This window comes from Formosa bonchosmolovskayae (genome assembly GCF_051016085.1).
Taxonomy (GTDB): Bacteria; Bacteroidota; Bacteroidia; order Flavobacteriales; family Flavobacteriaceae; genus Formosa.
In genome coordinates, this window is the sequence record NZ_CP174605.1 from 1,296,576 (window position 1) to 1,314,243 (window position 17,668).

Below are 17,668 nucleotides of genomic sequence, written 5' to 3' on the forward strand. Positions count from 1 at the left end.
ATATTTTGAAAATTTGAAAATGCTGGCATTTGTGATTCTTAAATAATTAAAAGATGAGAAACGATAGAGAGAATTTAATTGTAACGCTTACGTTTAATTTTTCATTAAAAATAATTGGTTTTTCAGAAACATTGCGAGGTATTCATAAATACGAAATGGCGTCCCAGGTTTTTAGAAGTGGAACTTCAATCGGAGCCAATATTAGAGAGGCGCAGAATGCAGAAAGTAAAAAGGATTTTATTCATAAGTTTAAAATATCGGCTAAAGAATCAGATGAGTTGGAGTATTGGTTAACCTTATGTAAAATGTCGGAATTTTACCCAAACCCAAGTGAGGAATTATTTAAAGATTTAAGGTCTATTGTTTTAATTATCAATAAAATAATTTCTACAAGTAAAAAAACAGAATGACAATTTAAAAACTTATTCAATATAAAATCAGTTTCATTTTAGGAGAGTGTAATTTTCAAATTTTCAAATTATATTATTTTCAAATTAGAATAGATGTTAGACAAAATAGGAATAGCAAAACGTATTGCAAAAGAAGTTAAGGACGGATACTATGTTAATTTAGGAATTGGGATTCCTACTTTGGTGGCTAATTATGTACGTGACGATATACAAGTTGAATTTCAGAGTGAAAACGGCGTCTTAGGTATGGGGCCTTTTCCTTTTGAAGGCGATGAGGATGCCGATATTATTAATGCGGGAAAACAAACTATAACAACGTTAGCAGGAGCTAGTTTTTTCGATTCGGCAACTAGTTTTGCAATGATTCGAGGAAAGCATGTCGATTTAACCATTTTAGGTGCTATGGAGGTTTCGGAAAACGGAGATATTGCCAATTGGAAAATACCTGGTAAAATGGTGAAGGGTATGGGAGGCGCAATGGATTTGGTCGCTAGTGCCGAGAATATTATTGTGGCCATGATGCATACCAATAGAGCTGGAGAATCTAAATTGTTAAAACGTTGCAGTTTGCCCCTTACTGGAGTAGGGTGTGTTAAAAAAATTGTTACCAATCTAGCTGTTCTCGAAGTCACCAAAAACGGATTTAAATTATTAGAACGTGCTCCTGGTGTTTCGGTAGATACCATTAAGAATGCTACCGAAGGACGATTAGAAATTAAAGGAGAAATTCCAGAAATGAACGTTTAAATAACTATAAATAGAATATAAAAAACTGGTAAATGTTAAAATTTAGTGTATTTGGTCGATAAATTTGTGTATTTAAACGATATATAAGAAATATTTAACATCTTTGTAGTACCCAAAAATACTAGAACTTATAGACCCCAAATCTACCAAGATCTAACGATTACGAATGTAGCCCCAAATCTACCTGACGAATCAAATTGGGCGAAGTGTTGCAAACATGGAGCCTACGATAACCTCGAGTTATGTGTTAGAATTTTTAAGTATTTAGTTAAAAAACTAATTCAAGCTACAATCCTTTTGGAATAGCTAGAATTAGTTTTTTTGTATATTCTTGTTTCGGATTATTATATACAATATCTGCGTCGTCTTTTTCTACAATCTTTCCTTTGTTCATCACAATCAATTGATCGGACATATATTTTACAACCGCTAAATCGTGAGAAATAAATATGTAAGTGAATCCGAATTTATCTTTCAATTCATTTAACAGATTTAAAACCTGAGCTTGAACGGAAATATCTAAAGCCGATACAGACTCGTCACATACAATTAATTTAGGCTGTAGTGCAATAGTTCTGGCTATTCCTATACGCTGACGTTGTCCGCCGGAAAATTCATGCGGATATCTATTAAAATAATCTTCAGAAAGTCCAACACGGTTTAAGATCTCTAATACTTTAGCTTTGCGTTCGGCTTTGTTTTTATACAATTTGTGCACCGTCATAGGTTCTAAAATAGCCTGACCAACAGTTAATCTCGGATTTAAGGAAGCATAAGGATCCTGAAAGATGATCTGAATATCCTTCCTAAGTGTTCTCATCGCTTTTTTAGGGAGATTCGTAATATCCGTACCTCTGTATAAAATAGTTCCTGCAGTCGCTTTATCGAGCTGGAGAATAGCATTTCCTAAGGTGGATTTCCCGCAACCCGATTCACCTACCAAACCTAAAGTTTCACCTTCGTAAATTTTAAAGTTTACCTTATTTACAGCCTTAAAAGTTTCTGTTTTTCCAAAAAATCCTGATCTAGAAACATATTCTTTTTCTAGATTGATAACTTCTAGTAGAGGTGTGCTACTATATAATTTTTTATGCGCTAGTGCTCTATCTTCAGCAGTAACTATCGTTTCAGAAATGGTATCTTCCAAGTAATCCTGAATTGTTGGTAACGTTTTTAAACGTACGTCTAAAGATGGTCTAGAATTTATTAAAGCTTTGGTATAAATATGTTGCGGGTGGTTAAATATAGTTTCAGAAGTCCCTTGCTCTACAATATCTCCTTTGTACATTACTAAAACCCGATGGGCAATCTCAGAAATTAAAGCGAGGTCATGAGTAATAAAAATAATACTCATTTGTGTTTTGGCTTGTAATTCTTTTAATAATAGAATTATCTCTTTCTGAACTGTAACATCTAAAGCGGTTGTAGGTTCGTCGGCGATTAAAATATCGGGTTCGCAGGCAATAGCCATAGCAATCATAACCCGTTGTTTTTGTCCGCCAGAAATTTCATGCGGATACGATTTATAAACACGCTCCGGTTCAGGTAGTTTTACTTGCTGAAACAACTCTAAAACACGTTGCTTTATTTCCGTTTGAGATAATTGGGTGTGCTCATTTAGTATTTCTTCTACCTGTGCACCACAGCGCATTGACGGATTTAAAGAACTCATTGGTTCTTGGAAAATCATGGCGATTTTATTACCACGAATTCCTTGAAATGCTTTTTGATTGATTTGTGTTAAATCTTTATCTTGAAAATGAATAGAACCTGTAGTTTTTGATATGTCTTTAGGTAGCAATCCTAAAATAGCTAAGGAAGATACCGATTTTCCAGATCCAGATTCTCCTACAATTCCTAGTATTTCATTCCCGTTTAAATGATAAGAAATCGAATGAATCACCTCGTTTCCGTTAAAGGAAATAGCGAGATTTTCAATGTGTAATAGAGGGGTTTTAATCATTTAAATATGAATAATTTCGTAGTCGGTTAAAATGGATTCGCCACGTAGACGTAAAAAAATCTGAGCAACAGCAATGGTATCTCTTTCGCAGTATGCAATAATGCGGCTAACTTCGTTTTCTTTGTAATACACGCGATATACTTCACTGCCGTCAATATCGTCTTTTGGCGAGGGTATGCCTAAAACGTTGGTAAGTAACTTTAAAGACGTATAGCTTTTATAATCGCCAAACTTCCATAGTTCTAAAGTATCAAGATGTGGTACTTCCCATGGTTTCTTGCCAAATAAATTAAGTTTTTCTGGTAACGGGACGTTATGGATAATCATACGACGAGCAATATATGGAAAATCGAATTCCTTACCATTGTGAGCGCATAATAGTTTTTTGGGATGATTATAATGGGTGTCTAAAAGGGTCTTGAAGTCTTTTAGAATTTCGATTTCTTCACCGTGAAAAGACGTGGTTCTAAACTGCCTATTATCTCCGTCTATTTTAAAATACCCAACCGAAATACAGACAATTATACCAAACTCGGCCCAAATTCCAGCACGGTCGTAAAATTCTTCTGCCGAGAGTTCGTTTCTTTGATATTTAGATTTTAAACTCCACAGCTCTTTTTTGGCCTCACTTAATTCTGAAAAATGCTGCGTTTCTGGAACGGTTTCGATGTCCAGAAATAAAATGTCTTCAAGGTTGAGCTTGTTTATCATTCATCTAACATATTATATCCTTCCTCAATATACGCAAAAATGTCTTTCGAAAAGGTTTCACCATTTCCTTTTGGACCTTTACTATGTCCTAGGCGAACTATTATAATATTGTCTTCTGGTTCTACAATAACGTATTGCCCAAGGTGTCCACGCATCATAAAAAAGTGTTTGTCTTTTATGGTTTTTAACCACCAACCGTAGCCATATTCTGGGCTTTCAGGAAAACGTGGTGTAATCGATTTTTGAACAAACGCTGAGTCTAAAAGTTGTTCGCCGTTCCATTTTCCATAGTCTTTATACAATTTTCCAAAGCGTGCAAAATCACGTGCATTACTGGCAATACAACAATATGCTTTTTCTAATCCATGTTGTTCGCTATCGAGTTGCCAAAGCGCATCACTTTCAAAACCCATAGGTTTCCAAAACTCTTCGCTTAAATATCCTGACATATTTTGGCCTGTTGCTTTTTCAAGAACCATACCTAACAATTGGGTGTTTCCGCTTAAATATTTATACGATTTTCCAGGAGCCTCGATGCCTTTCATGTTTAAAATAACAGGTGCTAAATCTTCATCGAAATAAACACGGGTAGTCACCGAAAATGGAGAATAATAAGACTCGTCCCAATCTAATCCAGAGGCCATAGACGATAAATCGCCCACCGTTAAATTTGCTGATAATCCGTTTTTAAATTCTGGATAAAAATCACTCACCTTTTGGTCTAAACTTCTCACTTTGCCTTCCATAATGGCTTTACCAAGCATAGCAGAAATGATGCTTTTTGCCATAGAAAAAGAATTGGTCTTTGATGTATTTTCGAAACCATCGTAGTACTTCTCAAACCAAATACTATCGTTTTTAATAATTAGATACGCGATAGTGCCGTTGGCTATATTGGTGCGTTCTAAACTGTCTGTAATGGTCATTTTATTATAATCTTTATGTATGTTCCAAGGCTGAGGTGAGCTACTTTTTATAACACGATTGTCAAACTCTTTATAATCTTCTAGAAATGCTGTTTTATGCCCTGTGCCGTATGTTACGCGAACAGCTTTTAAAATGTAATCGTAATCGAATATGTATAATAGAACTATAAGTAAACCGCATACAGTAACGATAAACTTTAAAAGTTTGGATAAGAATTTCATGCCGAAAATTTAAGTGGAATAAAGATAATAATTTAAAATAAGGTTTGTTGCGTAACCGGACTTTCATGATTTAACAGCCACTGCTTACGATGCAAACCACCAGCATATCCCGTTAAACTTCCGTCGGTACCAATAACACGGTGGCAGGGCACAACAATCCAAAGCGGATTTTTCCCATTGGCATTGGCGACAGCACGAATGGCTTTTACATCGCCCAGTTGTTTAGAAAGCTCTAGGTAGGAGAGTGTTTTTCCGTATGGAATTTTTGTTAACGCTTGCCACACTTTTTTCTGAAAATCTGTGCCTTTTGGATTTTGCTTAAAGCTGAAGGTTGTGCGATTACCCTCAAAATAGTCTTGCAGTTGGTTTACACAATCTAAAAGAACATCTGGAATGTGTTCGGAAGGTGTTTCTTCAGAATTTAAAACGTTTATGGAAACGATGCCGTCGGCGTCTCCTTTAATTCGTGTGAACCCCAAAGGCGAGTTTACAACACAAGAATCCATTAGTTTTCTTCAGGTGTATCATTAATTAAACCCAAACGTTTGGCACGTACTTCCCAGCTTTTTCTAGCTAAGGCTTGCAGATTGGCTACGTGGTCACTTTCATCCATAATTTCAAGTCCTAGAAGCGTTTCTATAACATCTTCCATAGTAACAATGCCGCTTACCGAACCATATTCATCGACTACTAAAGCCATATGATTTTTGCTTTCTACAAGTTGTTCAAATAGGGTTGGAATTGGAATGTTTCTTTCAATTATAATGATGTTTCGTTTTAAATCTTTTAATGTTTTACTCCCATTACCAAGCGCCATTTCTTTAAAAATTTCGTCTTTTAAAACTAGGCCTGTAATGTTGTCTGGCGTATCTGTGTAAACTGGAATTCTAGAGAAACGAATGTTCGAATTTTCTTTGAAAAAATCCTGAACCGTAGTCGTGTCGTTTGCTGTTTTAATTACCGTTCGAGGCGTCATGACATCTTTTGCAAGAATGTCTTTAAACGTTAGTAAGTTCTTTAAAATCTTGCTTTCAGATTCTTGAAATACACCATCTTCGGTAGCCATATCGGCCATGGCGTGAAAATCTTCACGACTTAAAACACTACCGTGACCTTTACCGCCAATAAGTTTTGTGGTAAGTTGAAGCACCCATAAAATACCAGTATATTTTAAAGGAAAGATTAAAACAGTAAGTGCTTTAGATGTAAAATTAGCCAATTCTTGCCAGTATTTAGCACCAATAGTTTTAGGAATAATTTCTGAAACCACTAAAATTAAAAAAGTCATGATTGCAGAAACTATACCTACTGTATTCACGCCGAAAAGCTCGAATTTATAAGGCAAGCTTTCGGCTTGAATACCAACCATCATAGCACCTAAAGTATGTGCTATGGTATTAAGAGTTAAGATGGCGATTAATGGTTTGTCGACATCTTTTTTAAGATTTTCTAAAGTTGTGGCGTACTCTTTTCCTTCATTCTTTTTAACGTTTATAAACGTAGGAGTTACACTCAAAAATACAGCTTCGAGGATTGAACATAAAAATGAAAAAAAGATTGAAACTGTTGCCCATAATAAAAGTGCGCCCATATAGATTTATTTGATTTTTAGCTAAGTTACGAAATCAATTTCACAACATCCTTAGCAAAGTAACTTGCAATAATATCTCCACCCGCTCTTTTAATGGCGGTTACTTGTTCCATCATAACGGCATCGTGGTCTAACCATCCGCGTTCCGAAGCGGCTTTTAGCATGGCATATTCTCCAGAAACTTGGTATACAGCTACAGGTACATTAACTTCATTCTTAATTTCGCGTACAATATCTAAGTAACATAATCCTGGTTTTACCATAACGATGTCGGCACCTTCTTCAATATCTATTAAAGTTTCTCGAACAGCTTCTAGTCTGTTACCAAAATCCATTTGATATGTTTTTTTGTCTTTTGGCACATCAACTAAATCCACTGGAGCCGAATCGAGAGCATCACGAAACGGACCATAAAATGCAGAAGCATATTTTGCGGTATAGGCCATAATTCCGGTATTTGTAAAACCTTCTTGTTCTAGTAACTGACGAATTTTTAAAGTTCTTCCGTCGTTCATATCACTAGGCGCAATAAAATCTGAACCCGCTACGGCATGACTTAACGCCATTTCTGCGAGAATATCCGAAGATTCGTCGTTAAGTATAACACCATTTGATACAATACCATCGTGTCCGTAAGAAGAGTATGGGTCTAAAGCTACATCGGTCATAACCAACATGCCCGGACAGGCGTTTTTAACTGTTTTAATAGCACGTTGCATCAATCCGTTTGGGTTTATAGCTTCGGTACCTTTATTGTCTTTTAAATTATCGTCTACTTTAACAAAAAGTAAAACCGATTTTAAACCTAAAGCCCATAATTCTTTAACTTCTTTTTCTAGCAAATCTAAGCTTAACCTGAAGTAGTTTGGCATAGACGGAATCTCGTCTTTTACACCTTTACCTTCTACCACAAAAAGTGGTACTAGAAAATCGTTTGGAGAGATAATGGTTTCACGAACTAAAGAACGAATAGCTTCATTGGTTCTTAAACGTCTGTTTCTTTTGATAGGGAACATGATTATATATTTGGAATTATTGGTGTTATTTTTTCATTGAAATCTTCGGCAGTTTTCACAAGTTTTTTTGACGCCCTAAAGCGGTAACCTACAAAAAACTGAAAATAAGGAACGTCGTCTTTTACATATAACGACCGATTTGTATTATGCTTTAAAATTAAGTAATTAAAATGTGAGCCTATATAAAGATTTGTTAAATCATATGTAACGGTTCCGCTAAAGCCTAATTCTGTAACTAGAGTGGTAATATTGTTGTTTTCGGAGGTTGAATAATTCAAGCCTAAACCAAGGGTAGTACCTGCAGAAATTAGTAAATTTTTATTAGGAACGTAATTGTAAAAATAGGAAGGCGAGAATAGTAAGTCGTAAGAATTAAATTTTTGTTTAAGGTTGTTTTCGTCTAGTTTACCCTCTGTATCTAAATGATAATTAGAATAGTAATACGTCACTCCTGGAATAAAACTTCCTGCATTTTTAAGTTGTCTTTCGTTTTGAGAAGCTAGCGCTCTGTATGAGAAATTGTCGTTAAAAATATAAGATGTAGAACCTCCAATTTTGAAAGATTCTGTATTTGGTAGGTAGATGCTTTGGCCTCCATTTTTTGCATAAAAGCCTTTTTCATTATAAACTTTTATGGTTTGCATCCAACGTCTTTTGTAAAAGCCTCTTAAGTTTAAATTGAATAATTTCGAGCTTTGGTTGTTTTTGTTTGTACTAATAAATTCTGGTGCGTAAGAGTATGAAATGGCAAGTTTTCTAAATGCTATACTTGCTCCAATTCGAGATTGTTTATTTGCATTAAAATCTAAACTTTTACCCGAATTTTCATGGTTTACAGTTAACGAGTTCGATGTGTTAACATAGTAAATACGCGTGATTAATCTGTTTTTATAAAAATGAACATACGCGTTTGGGGTACTGTTAATCGAGTCTTTTAATTCTTTGTTTTGAGATAGCCCGACATATGAAATTAGAAAAATTAAAAGAAGTATTTTAAAATTTTTTAATGGCATAAATAGGGTGTTAATAGTCTTCTATATTTAAGAATGGTTGAAAATAAAATTAATAAGAGTGTACTCATATTCAAGACAGAAAGGTCGCAACAAAATAATCGTGTCGGCTTAAATCCATTTTACAGGATGTTTTAAAACAGTTATTAATTTTTCTTCTTCACTACCTGTTTCGGGAGTATGATTATAAACCCATTGCACATGCGGTGGTAAACTCATTAAAATACTTTCTATACGGCCATTTGTTTTAAGTCCGAATAATGTGCCTTTATCGTGTACTAAATTGAATTCTACATAACGCCCACGACGGATTTCTTGCCAGTTGCGTTGTGTTTCAGTAAAAGGTAAATCTTTTCGCTTTTCGGCAATAGGCACGTAGCTTTCAAGGAAACTATTGGCCACTTCGGTGGTGAAATCGTACCAGTTTTCCATAGACATAGCGTCGGTGGCTTTACAATAATCGTAAAATAAACCGCCTATACCTCGGGCTTCATGTCTGTGAGCATTCCAAAAATATTTGTCACACTTTTCTTTATACGTGTTGTAAAAATCGGCATCGTGTTTATCGCAAGCCGTTTTGCAAACGGTATGGAAGTGAGTGGCATCCTCTTCAAAAAGATAGTAAGGCGTTAAATCTTGTCCGCCACCAAACCATTGGTCTACAATATTACCTTCTTTATCATACATTTCAAAATAACGCCAATTGGCATGTACGGTTGGCACCATTGGGTTTTTAGGATGTAGTACGAGACTTAATCCGCAGGCAAAGAAATTGGCATCTTTAACACCAAAATAGTTTTGCATACTTTCAGGAAGTTCGCCGTGAACTCCAGAAATATTTACACCACCTTTTTCGAAAACCGCTCCGTTTTCAATGACCCGTGTACGACCACCTCCACCTTCTGGGCGTTTCCAAATATCTTCTTGAAATTTAGCGGTTCCATCTACAGTTTCTAAAGCCGATGTAATGGTATCTTGTAATTCTAATATGTATTGATAAAATTTATCTTTCACACTGTAATTCATATAATTCCATGTCTTGAGTTGGTGCGTTTGGCGGCGCGTATTCGTTTTTTAAAGTTTTTGTCCAAACAAACCCTGCGTTTATAGCAACTTTTATACTTGCAACATTTGTTTTATGCGAAATAATTTGAAGGGTTTTTAAGTGTAAATCCGTAAATGCATAATGAGAAAATTTAGCAATTGCCGAAGACATTATGCCTTTATTTTCCTTGTGTTCGTCTATGCAATATGCAAATTCACCTATGCCATTTTTCCAATCGATATCTTTTAGGATGATAAGCGCAAAGATGGCGTTTGTTGTAACGTCTTTAAGAGTAAACGTGTATTCGTGTTTATGCTCTCTTTTTTGTTGTTGCGCGATAATGTATTCTTTAGACGCTTCAACCTTTAAATTTTTTGCGAGGGTATAAGGTAAATAGGGTACAAATCGCTTTACATTAGCCATCATAAATTTATGAAGATGTGGCGCATCAGATACTTCTAGATTAGCAATGTAAAACGATTTATCCATGTTCTATTTGTACTCTTTTACTGCGTCTATAAAGGCTTTGGCATTGTCTAACGGAATGTTAGGTAAGATACCGTGACCAAGATTTACAATGTATTTGTCTTTACCAAATTCGTTAATCATTTGGTGTACCATTTTCTTAATTTCTGAAGGAGGCGATAATAATCTTGACGGATCGAAGTTTCCTTGAAGTGTAATGTTTCCTCCTGTTAAGTAACGTGCGTTTTGGGCAGAACATGTCCAGTCTATTCCCAATGCCGCGGCATTACTTTTAGCCATGTCTCCAAGTGCAAACCAACACCCTTTACCAAATGCAATTACTGGTGCATCGTCTTTTAAAGCTTCAATAATTTGGTCGATATATTGCCAAGAAAACTCTTTATAATCTGTTGGCGATAACATACCTCCCCAAGAATCGAAAATTTGTACAGCATCTACTCCTGCAACTACTTTAGCTTTTAAATACGCAATAGTTGTATCTGTAATTTTTTGAAGTAATTGATGTGCAGCTATCGGATTTGTAAAACAAAATTCTTTGGCTTTATCGAAATTTTTACTGCCTTGTCCTTGCACGACGTAACATAAAATAGTCCATGGAGAACCCGCAAAACCTATTAATGGAATGTCGTTGTTTAATAATTCTTTAGTCGCTTTAATGGCTTGCATAACGTAGTCTAGCTCGATATTTACATCGGGAACAATCACGTTATCTACACCTCTTTGGTCGCGAACAGGATTTGGTAAATACGGACCAAAATTAGGTTTCATTTCTACCTCGATATTCATCGCTTGCGGAATCACTAATATGTCACTGAATAAAATAGCAGCATCCATACCATATCTACGGATAGGTTGAACTGTAATTTCACTCGCCAATTCAGGTGTGCGACAACGCGTAAAGAAATCGTATTTTTCGCGGATAGCAATAAATTCTGGAAGGTAGCGTCCTGCTTGACGCATCATCCAAACGGGAGGACGTTCTACAGTTTCTCCTTTTAAAGCTCTTAAGTATAAATCGTTTTTAATCATGATTTTTTTGAGTATTTAACTACACTTTGTAGTAAGTTTTCTATAGTAGGACTCGAAGGTATTACTATGTTTTTAGTATGTTCTTGTAATGCAGAAGCCGTTGTAGTTCCTATGCAGAAAGCCACTTGATTTGTTATGCTGTTTTCCGATAGGTAACTTGCAACGCCACTAGGACTATAAAATAAAATCGCATCAAACTCACCTTCAATTTTTTGAGGCGTAGGTGTTGTTTTATACACGATAATTTCTTTTAGGTCAATATTATTTTTTTGCAAAGCATCTGGTAACGCGTCTTGCCTTAGGTTTCCGCAGAAAAAAGTAAACATGTCGTTTTTATGATATTTTACAATATAATTTGCTAAATCTACGGCATATAACTTCATTTTAGAAACGTTCTGGCCGTGTTCTTCAAGAAACGCCATTGTTTTTTCGCCAACGCAAAAGCAGTTTCTTATAACCACTTTATTATCGATAACGGCTTTAGCTGCATTCTGACTTGTAATAATTGCGTTCTCCACAATCATCTCAGAATCAAAATCGACGTAATCAATAGTGATGGCGTTATATTCTGTAACGGGAATGTTAGCCTTAGTAAGTAACGCCTTATAATCTTTATGAAGCGTTTTGGTTGATAATATTGATTTAATTGGCATTGTTAATGTTTGTGGCAAATTTTAGAAATATCGTCATCCAAACCAAAAACTACCAAAATATCATTTTCTTGAATTATGGTATCAGCACCTGGTATTCCGATAACTTCTTTAATTACAGTTTTGTTTCCGATAATATTTACTTTTTCTTTTTTTCTAAGAATAGTGACTATGTTTAGCTTGTGTTTAGATCTAATTGCTAAATCTGAAATAGACTTTCCGACAAACTCGATAGGTGTTTTTATTTCTGAAATTGAATATTTTTCATCGATTTTAAAACTATCAACTATATTTTTAAGATTAATTTTATTGGTTAATTTAAGAGCGGCTTCTTGTTCCGGGTGTACTATAGATGTTATACCCATAGCTTGTAACACTGTGTCGTGAATGGGCGATAGCGAACGACTAATAACTTTTGCAGTTGTTAGTTTTTTTAAGATAGCAGTGGTAATAATTGCAGCACCTTCGTTTTCTCCAATAGCAACAACAGCAATATCGGTTTGTTTAATAGGAAGCGCCTGATAAGCTAGTTCGTTGGTAGAGTCTAAACAAATACTGTGGGCAATTTTATCTTTTACAATATTTACTTTGTCCATGTTTTTGTCAATTCCAACCACCTCATTGCCTGTTTCTGTCAGGCTAAGAGCTAGAGACATTCCGAAATTTCCGAGACCAAAAATGATGATTTTCATTTAATTATATCTTAGTTGATTAAAATATTTTCTTGTGGATATTGATAAAATTTTTGTTCTACCTGCCCTAACATTCCAAAGAGCAAGTTTAACAGTCCTATTCGTCCTACAAACATAACCGCAATAAGTACATATTTGCTAGGTTCGCTTAAAGTAGGTGTTAGATTTATACTTAAACCTGAAGTACTATAAGCAGAAAAACACTCGAAGGCAATGGCTAATAAATCCTTTTCTGGCTCAAAAAACAAGAGTAAGAGTATGGCTGTTCCTATAGTTATTAACGAGATGGAAATAATAGAAAAAGCACGGTTTACGGTGTTACTAGAGATTTCTCTGGTATTAATTTCTATACGTTTCTTTCCTCTTGCTGTAGCGAATATATTTAAAGTTGCAATTGCAAATGTACTGGTTTTTATTCCTCCACCGGTAGATCCTGGAGAGGCTCCAATCCACATTAAGAATATAACGACTAATAGCGATGGCGTTGCAACATGGGCGTAATCTACCGTGTTAAAACCTGCAGTTCTAGGTGTGACCGAAGAGAACATCGCTGTGGTAATTTTTCCAAAAGCAGAATCGTGGTCTTGCAAACTATAATTCGCTTCGGCAAAATAGAAAAATATAAATCCTACGGCTAATAATATGCTAGTGGTTACCAGTGTAATTTTAGAGTTTAATGTAATTACTCGAACGGTTGTAGATACTTTGTTTTTGGTTCTGAATAGGTTTAAAAAGCTTCGTTTTAAATACGAGAACGAATTAAATATAAAGCTATAACCTATACCTCCAATAATTATAAGTAGCATAAGAACCCATTGTAGCGAATAATCGTAACGCAACGTAGGCTCGTAAAAACTTGCCGATGAGGTCGAGAATCCCGCATTACAAAAAGCTGAGATTGAATGAAAAATAGAGAAAAACACTTTATTTTCTATCGTGCTTATGGTATCAATAGACATATAGATAAATACAGCTCCTAACAGTTCTATTCCTAAAGTGAAACCTACGATTTGAGCGGCGATTTTAAATACATCTTGTAAGTTTTCTGTAGAGGTATAATCTTTCATATACATACTTTCTCTAAACGAAGAGTTTTCCTTAAAGAAATAAGCGAAAAACGAGGTGAATGTTAGTATCCCTAAACCTCCAATTTGAATTAAAATAATAATTACAGTTTGTCCTAATTGGGTGAAGTCTTTACCTGTATCGAGAACAGCTAGTCCTGTAACACAAATCGCACTTGTAGAAGTAAATAAAGCATCGACAAATGAAATGCCATTAAAGGTAACGTTAGGAAGCATGAGTAATAAGGAACCGATAAGGACTAAAATAAAAAAACTCCCAACAAATAATATAGCGGGGTTAAAATAGATTTTATAAATGTATTTTATAAAAAATGTTAGGCGCATTAAGAGGTAAAAGAACAACCCTAGTTCAAAGATAATTTTGGGTCTCATTAGTTGTTCTACAGGTGGTAAATGACTGTTTAAATAGTATACCGTAAACGCAGCAATAAGTGTAGTGACTAATATTGCAATGTTAAATCTTATGGTTTTTCTAATGGGATCACTTTTGGGATACCGAAAAAGTTTAATAAAATTAAAGGTAATTATTAGCGAGGTAATGGTCGAGTAAATAGGAATTCTAAATGGTTTGTACTCTTCGTTTACACTGAATCCGAAATCGAAAATTAAAAAAAATAAAATGAGAATATCTGTAAAACGATATAGATTTTGCAACGTTTTAATTTTCATTATTTTTTGAGTTTTTTACGAATTCATTTCCTTTTTAATTGAATCCATCAATTCTTTTCCTCCATTTTCAATGATTTCTAAAGCACATCGTTTTCCGAATCCTTTATAATTGGAAAGCATCTCGGTTTTGGTTACACTTAGTTTTTTACTTCCATCTAAAGCGAGTAAAATACCTGTAAAAGCAATAGTATCATTTGTAATCGTTGCAATACCACCAATTGGTGCCGTACAGCCAGCTTCTAATATACGTAAAAATTCACGTTCTACGTGTGTGCAAATATCTGTAGGTGTGTCATTTAATTTAGAAACAGCCTCTGTAATGTCTTTATCCTTTTCTAAAGTTACTACAACCATAGCACCTTGAGCAGGAGCAGGGACCATCCAGTCTAGTTCGGTGTAGTGTTTTGGTAGTACATTTATACGCTCTAAACCGGCTTTAGCAAACACAGCGGCATTCCATGAATTATCTTCTAATTTTTGAAGCCGTGTAATCACGTTTCCTCTTAAATCTTCAACTTTATGATTTGGGTATCTGTTAAGCCATTGCGCTTTTCGTCTCAAACTTCCCGTTGCAATAGTACCTTCGGCATTTAAAAAATCTAAACCTTTGTGCACTAAAATATCGTTTACATTGGCGCGTTCTAAAACAGCTGTTTGTATAATGCCTTTTGGTAATAAGGTGGGAACATCTTTCATGGAATGTACAGCAATATCTACCGTGCCGTTTAACATGGCAACATCTAAGGTTTTAGTAAAGATACCTGTAATTCCTAATTCGTATAAAGGTTTATCTAAAATAAGATCGCCAGTAGATTTTACAGCAACAATTTCTGTTTTATACCCAAGATCTTCAAGACGTTTTTGGACAGTGTTTGCTTGCCAAAGAGCCAATTTACTGTCTCTTGTGCCAATGCGAATAGTTTTATGCATTTGATGATGTTTCTAATTGAAACACTTTTTTTATAAGTTCAAGACTTTCGTTTGTTGAAAAGTCCTCGTCCTTTAAGTGATGCGCGAAATGATTTGTTATTTTCTGAATAATATTATTGCTTATCAATTCAGCTTGTGCTTCGTTAAAATCAGATATTTTTTTACGTTGCACATCTAATTCAGCCAACTTAAAATCTAATAATTTATTCTTTAAAGCTTTTATTGTTGGTGCAAATTTTCGTGTTTCTAACCAGCTGTTAAATTCTTTTTTAACATCCTCAATAATAATTTCGGCAACAGGAATGTGTGTTTTTCTCTTTTCTAAAGTTTCGTCGGTAATCTGCGATAAATGATCTAAGTGTATAAGTGTTACACCTTCCAATTCGCTTACATTTTCATGTACATTTTTTGGTATCGATAAATCTAAAATTAATAACGGCTTTTTAGTTTGTATTAAGTGTTTGTCTACGGTAGGATTTTGTGCTCCCGTTGCAACCACTAACACATCAGAATTATTTATTTCTTCTTGTAAATTAGAATAATCTTTAACCAAAAGATTAAATTTTCCTGCAATACGTTCTGCTTTGTCTTTTGTTCTGTTAATTAAAGTGATTTGCTCGTTTTTAGTATGTTTAACTAAATTTTCGCAAGTATTTCTACCAATTTTACCAGTTCCGAATAGTAAAATGTTTTTGTTAGAAATTTCAGAAACATTATTTAAAATGTACTGTACAGATGCAAAAGACACAGATGTTGCTCCCGAAGAAATTTCAGTTTCGTTTTTAATACGCTTACTTGCTTGAGTAACCATAGTAATTAAACGCTCTAAGAAAGTATTTAATAATCCTAACTTTTTAGATAAGCTAGCACTTTTCTTTAACTGACTAATAATTTCGAAATCTCCAAGAATCTGACTGTCTAATCCAGAACCTACACGAAACATATGAGAGATTGCTTCGCTACTTTTGTAAACGTATGCTACATCTTGAAACTCTTCTACCGTCCCTTTTGTATTATCGCATAATAATTTAATAAGTTGGTATGGATGTTCTGCAAAACCATAAATCTCGGTTCTGTTACAAGTAGAAGTTACAATTAAGCTTTCTATACCATTCGCTTTAGCTTGGTTTAGAAGATTTAATTTTGCTGTATCATCAAGACTAAAATGTCCTCTAATCTCAGCGTCTGCCTTTTTGTAACTTAATCCAATGGCATAAAAGTAAGTGCCTCTAGATCCGTGATTTTGATTCATTTATTATATTCGTTGGAAATTCAGGACAAATGTATAGAGCGTAATTGTAAAAAAGTAACGCTGAAAGAACTTTTAGTGTCGTTTCGGGTTTTTTAGTTCAAAATACCATTCAAAACTAATAAATGTTATACTTTTGTAGGGGTTACAACGTTATTGTAGCTATTAGTTTAGAGTCAATCTAAATAAAACACAATAAATTTTGAAAGAAATGGAAGAGAAAAATATCGCTGTAGGAACTTTAAAGGAAACAATTATTGATCAAGGTTTTTCTGTGTTAACTTATCAAAATGAGGGGCTTGAGGTTCAGGTTGTAGAGAAAGCTATCGATAGTAGTATCATTCAATTTCATTTTTGTTTAAAAGGCGCATCTGCTTTTAAATTTAATAAGGGCAGTTATACTTTAAATATATGCGAAGAAAATTCATTGCTTCTCTATAATCCGCAACAAGATTTACCTATTCATTTAGAAGTAAACCCAAACTCTTGGTTAGTTACTGTTTTAATTTCGATAAAAGAATTTCATGGCTTGTTTTCTCAGGAAGCAGATTATATTACTTTTTTAAGTAGCGATAATAAAGACAAGAAATATTATAAAGACGGAAAAATATCGCCGTCTATGGCCATTGTACTTACGCAAATGATGCATTACAATTTAAATGAATCTATTAAAAATCTTTATTTTAAAGGTAAGGCCTACGAGTTGCTAAGCTTGTACTTTAATAGGAGTGAAGATACAAATGTAGAACAATGCCCTTTTTTAGTAGACGAAACTAACGTGATTAAAATTAGAAAAGCGAAAGATATTATCGTTTCTAGAATGGCCGAGCCACCAAGTCTACAAGAACTAGCAGACGAAATTGGTTTAACACTAAAAAAATTAAAGGAAGGTTTTAAGCAGATTTATGGTGATTCAGTATTTAGTTTTTTATTCGACTACAAAATGGAAGAAGCTAGGAAGTTGCTGGAAACCGGTGGTTTAAATGTTAATGAAGTTGGTTTAAAAGTGGGGTATAGCACTTCAAGTCATTTTATTGCAGCGTTTAAAAAGAAGTATGGTACAACGCCTAAAAAATACTTACAGTCTATTTAATTCTTAAACATATTATGTTCTAGTTTTACGTTAATAGATCGTAAAATATCTAGATTACTTATATTATCTTTTATTTAAAATGGAGCACATTTCTAAATGTCTTCTTATTACGATTATAACGTGCTCTTAACGTTTACTTAAAAA

The 17,668-nt window shown here is 34.4% G+C and carries 18 protein-coding genes; 3 read left to right on the plus strand and 15 right to left on the minus strand.

Translation table 11 applies throughout. The features are described 5' to 3' along the window. Window positions 1-53 precede the first annotated feature (53 nt). Both ACKC83_RS05390 and ACKC83_RS05395 read left to right on the plus strand, forming a co-directional pair. Entirely contained in the window at window positions 54-410 is a 357-nt protein-coding gene (locus ACKC83_RS05390) for a four helix bundle protein (protein WP_434037295.1), read from the plus strand. 93 nt (window positions 411-503) lie between these two features. Beyond that, window positions 504-1,157, plus strand: coding sequence for a 3-oxoacid CoA-transferase subunit B (locus ACKC83_RS05395; RefSeq protein WP_434037296.1), 654 nt, complete (start codon window positions 504-506; stop codon window positions 1,155-1,157). 286 nt (window positions 1,158-1,443) lie between these two features. Here ACKC83_RS05395 and ACKC83_RS05400 read toward each other — a convergent pair whose 3' ends face one another. The 15 genes from ACKC83_RS05400 to hemA form a co-directional block, all read right to left on the minus strand. Next, complete coding sequence (locus ACKC83_RS05400; protein ID WP_434037297.1) at window positions 1,444-3,120, minus strand: ABC transporter ATP-binding protein; 1,677 nt, start codon at window positions 3,118-3,120, stop codon at window positions 1,444-1,446. Continuing rightward, window positions 3,121-3,831 (minus strand): 3'-5' exonuclease, encoded by a 711-nt coding sequence (locus ACKC83_RS05405; RefSeq protein ID WP_434037298.1) that lies wholly within the window; start codon window positions 3,829-3,831, stop codon window positions 3,121-3,123. Then, window positions 3,828-4,979 (minus strand): serine hydrolase domain-containing protein, encoded by a 1,152-nt coding sequence (locus ACKC83_RS05410; protein WP_434037299.1) that lies wholly within the window; start codon window positions 4,977-4,979, stop codon window positions 3,828-3,830. Before ACKC83_RS05410 ends, ACKC83_RS05405 begins: the two co-directional genes overlap by 4 nt. A 32-nt stretch (window positions 4,980-5,011) precedes the next feature. After that, a complete protein-coding gene (locus ACKC83_RS05415; RefSeq protein ID WP_434037300.1) occupies window positions 5,012-5,485 on the minus strand; it encodes a methylated-DNA--[protein]-cysteine S-methyltransferase in 474 nt (157 codons plus the stop codon). Then, entirely contained in the window at window positions 5,485-6,570 is a 1,086-nt protein-coding gene (locus ACKC83_RS05420; protein ID WP_414035790.1) for a CNNM domain-containing protein, read from the minus strand. Before ACKC83_RS05420 ends, ACKC83_RS05415 begins: the two co-directional genes overlap by 1 nt. 26 nt (window positions 6,571-6,596) lie before the next feature. Continuing rightward, window positions 6,597-7,586, minus strand: coding sequence for a porphobilinogen synthase (gene hemB, locus ACKC83_RS05425; protein WP_434037301.1), 990 nt, complete (start codon window positions 7,584-7,586; stop codon window positions 6,597-6,599). A gap of 2 nt (window positions 7,587-7,588) precedes the next feature. After that, on the minus strand, window positions 7,589-8,599 hold the full coding sequence (locus tag ACKC83_RS05430; RefSeq protein WP_434037302.1) for a DUF4421 domain-containing protein: 1,011 nt from the start codon (window positions 8,597-8,599) through the stop codon (window positions 7,589-7,591). Between the two features lie 108 nt (window positions 8,600-8,707). Then, window positions 8,708-9,610: an oxygen-dependent coproporphyrinogen oxidase gene (hemF, locus tag ACKC83_RS05435; RefSeq protein ID WP_434037303.1), complete on the minus strand. Its 903-nt coding sequence runs from the start codon at window positions 9,608-9,610 to the stop codon at window positions 8,708-8,710. Continuing rightward, window positions 9,600-10,130, minus strand: coding sequence for a GNAT family N-acetyltransferase (locus ACKC83_RS05440; protein ID WP_434037304.1), 531 nt, complete (start codon window positions 10,128-10,130; stop codon window positions 9,600-9,602). The genes hemF and ACKC83_RS05440 overlap by 11 nt, the downstream gene beginning before the upstream one ends. Window positions 10,131-10,133: 3 nt before the next feature. Next, on the minus strand, window positions 10,134-11,156 hold the full coding sequence (gene hemE, locus ACKC83_RS05445; RefSeq protein WP_038532663.1) for a uroporphyrinogen decarboxylase: 1,023 nt from the start codon (window positions 11,154-11,156) through the stop codon (window positions 10,134-10,136). After that, the gene (locus tag ACKC83_RS05450; protein WP_434037305.1) at window positions 11,153-11,809 is read right to left on the minus strand and encodes a uroporphyrinogen-III synthase; all 657 of its coding nucleotides are present in this window, start codon (window positions 11,807-11,809) and stop codon (window positions 11,153-11,155) included. The genes hemE and ACKC83_RS05450 overlap by 4 nt, the downstream gene beginning before the upstream one ends. Window positions 11,810-11,811: 2 nt before the next feature. Then, the gene (locus ACKC83_RS05455; protein WP_414035784.1) at window positions 11,812-12,498 is read right to left on the minus strand and encodes a potassium channel family protein; all 687 of its coding nucleotides are present in this window, start codon (window positions 12,496-12,498) and stop codon (window positions 11,812-11,814) included. Window positions 12,499-12,509: 11 nt separating this feature from the next. Then, complete coding sequence (locus tag ACKC83_RS05460) at window positions 12,510-14,252, minus strand: TrkH family potassium uptake protein (RefSeq protein WP_434037306.1); 1,743 nt, start codon at window positions 14,250-14,252, stop codon at window positions 12,510-12,512. Window positions 14,253-14,267: 15 nt separating this feature from the next. After that, window positions 14,268-15,182, minus strand: coding sequence for a hydroxymethylbilane synthase (gene hemC / locus ACKC83_RS05465; protein WP_434037307.1), 915 nt, complete (start codon window positions 15,180-15,182; stop codon window positions 14,268-14,270). After that, window positions 15,175-16,434 carry a glutamyl-tRNA reductase gene (gene hemA / locus ACKC83_RS05470; protein WP_414035781.1) on the minus strand — a complete coding sequence of 420 codons (1,260 nt, stop codon included), beginning with the start codon at window positions 16,432-16,434 and terminating at the stop codon, window positions 15,175-15,177. Before hemA ends, hemC begins: the two co-directional genes overlap by 8 nt. 208 nt (window positions 16,435-16,642) lie before the next feature. Here hemA and ACKC83_RS05475 point away from each other — a divergent pair, with 208 nt between their 5' ends. Beyond that, window positions 16,643-17,524, plus strand: a complete 882-nt coding sequence (locus ACKC83_RS05475; RefSeq protein WP_414035780.1) for a helix-turn-helix transcriptional regulator — start codon at window positions 16,643-16,645, stop codon at window positions 17,522-17,524. Window positions 17,525-17,668 lie beyond the last annotated feature (144 nt).

Coding starts and splice junctions, on each gene's coding strand:
- ACKC83_RS05390 (WP_434037295.1), top strand. CDS start 54: ATGAGAAACGATAGAGAGAATTTAATTGTAACGCTTACGTTTAATTTT.
- ACKC83_RS05395 (WP_434037296.1), top strand. CDS start 504: ATGTTAGACAAAATAGGAATAGCAAAACGTATTGCAAAAGAAGTTAAG.
- ACKC83_RS05400 (WP_434037297.1), bottom strand. CDS start 3,120: ATGATTAAAACCCCTCTATTACACATTGAAAATCTCGCTATTTCCTTT.
- ACKC83_RS05405 (WP_434037298.1), bottom strand. CDS start 3,831: ATGATAAACAAGCTCAACCTTGAAGACATTTTATTTCTGGACATCGAA.
- ACKC83_RS05410 (WP_434037299.1), bottom strand. CDS start 4,979: ATGAAATTCTTATCCAAACTTTTAAAGTTTATCGTTACTGTATGCGGT.
- ACKC83_RS05415 (WP_434037300.1), bottom strand. CDS start 5,485: ATGGATTCTTGTGTTGTAAACTCGCCTTTGGGGTTCACACGAATTAAA.
- ACKC83_RS05420 (WP_414035790.1), bottom strand. CDS start 6,570: ATGGGCGCACTTTTATTATGGGCAACAGTTTCAATCTTTTTTTCATTT.
- hemB (WP_434037301.1), bottom strand. CDS start 7,586: ATGTTCCCTATCAAAAGAAACAGACGTTTAAGAACCAATGAAGCTATT.
- ACKC83_RS05430 (WP_434037302.1), bottom strand. CDS start 8,599: ATGCCATTAAAAAATTTTAAAATACTTCTTTTAATTTTTCTAATTTCA.
- ACKC83_RS05440 (WP_434037304.1), bottom strand. CDS start 10,130: ATGGATAAATCGTTTTACATTGCTAATCTAGAAGTATCTGATGCGCCA.
- hemE (WP_038532663.1), bottom strand. CDS start 11,156: ATGATTAAAAACGATTTATACTTAAGAGCTTTAAAAGGAGAAACTGTA.
- ACKC83_RS05450 (WP_434037305.1), bottom strand. CDS start 11,809: ATGCCAATTAAATCAATATTATCAACCAAAACGCTTCATAAAGATTAT.
- ACKC83_RS05455 (WP_414035784.1), bottom strand. CDS start 12,498: ATGAAAATCATCATTTTTGGTCTCGGAAATTTCGGAATGTCTCTAGCT.
- ACKC83_RS05460 (WP_434037306.1), bottom strand. CDS start 14,252: ATGAAAATTAAAACGTTGCAAAATCTATATCGTTTTACAGATATTCTC.
- hemC (WP_434037307.1), bottom strand. CDS start 15,182: ATGCATAAAACTATTCGCATTGGCACAAGAGACAGTAAATTGGCTCTT.
- hemA (WP_414035781.1), bottom strand. CDS start 16,434: ATGAATCAAAATCACGGATCTAGAGGCACTTACTTTTATGCCATTGGA.
- ACKC83_RS05475 (WP_414035780.1), top strand. CDS start 16,643: ATGGAAGAGAAAAATATCGCTGTAGGAACTTTAAAGGAAACAATTATT.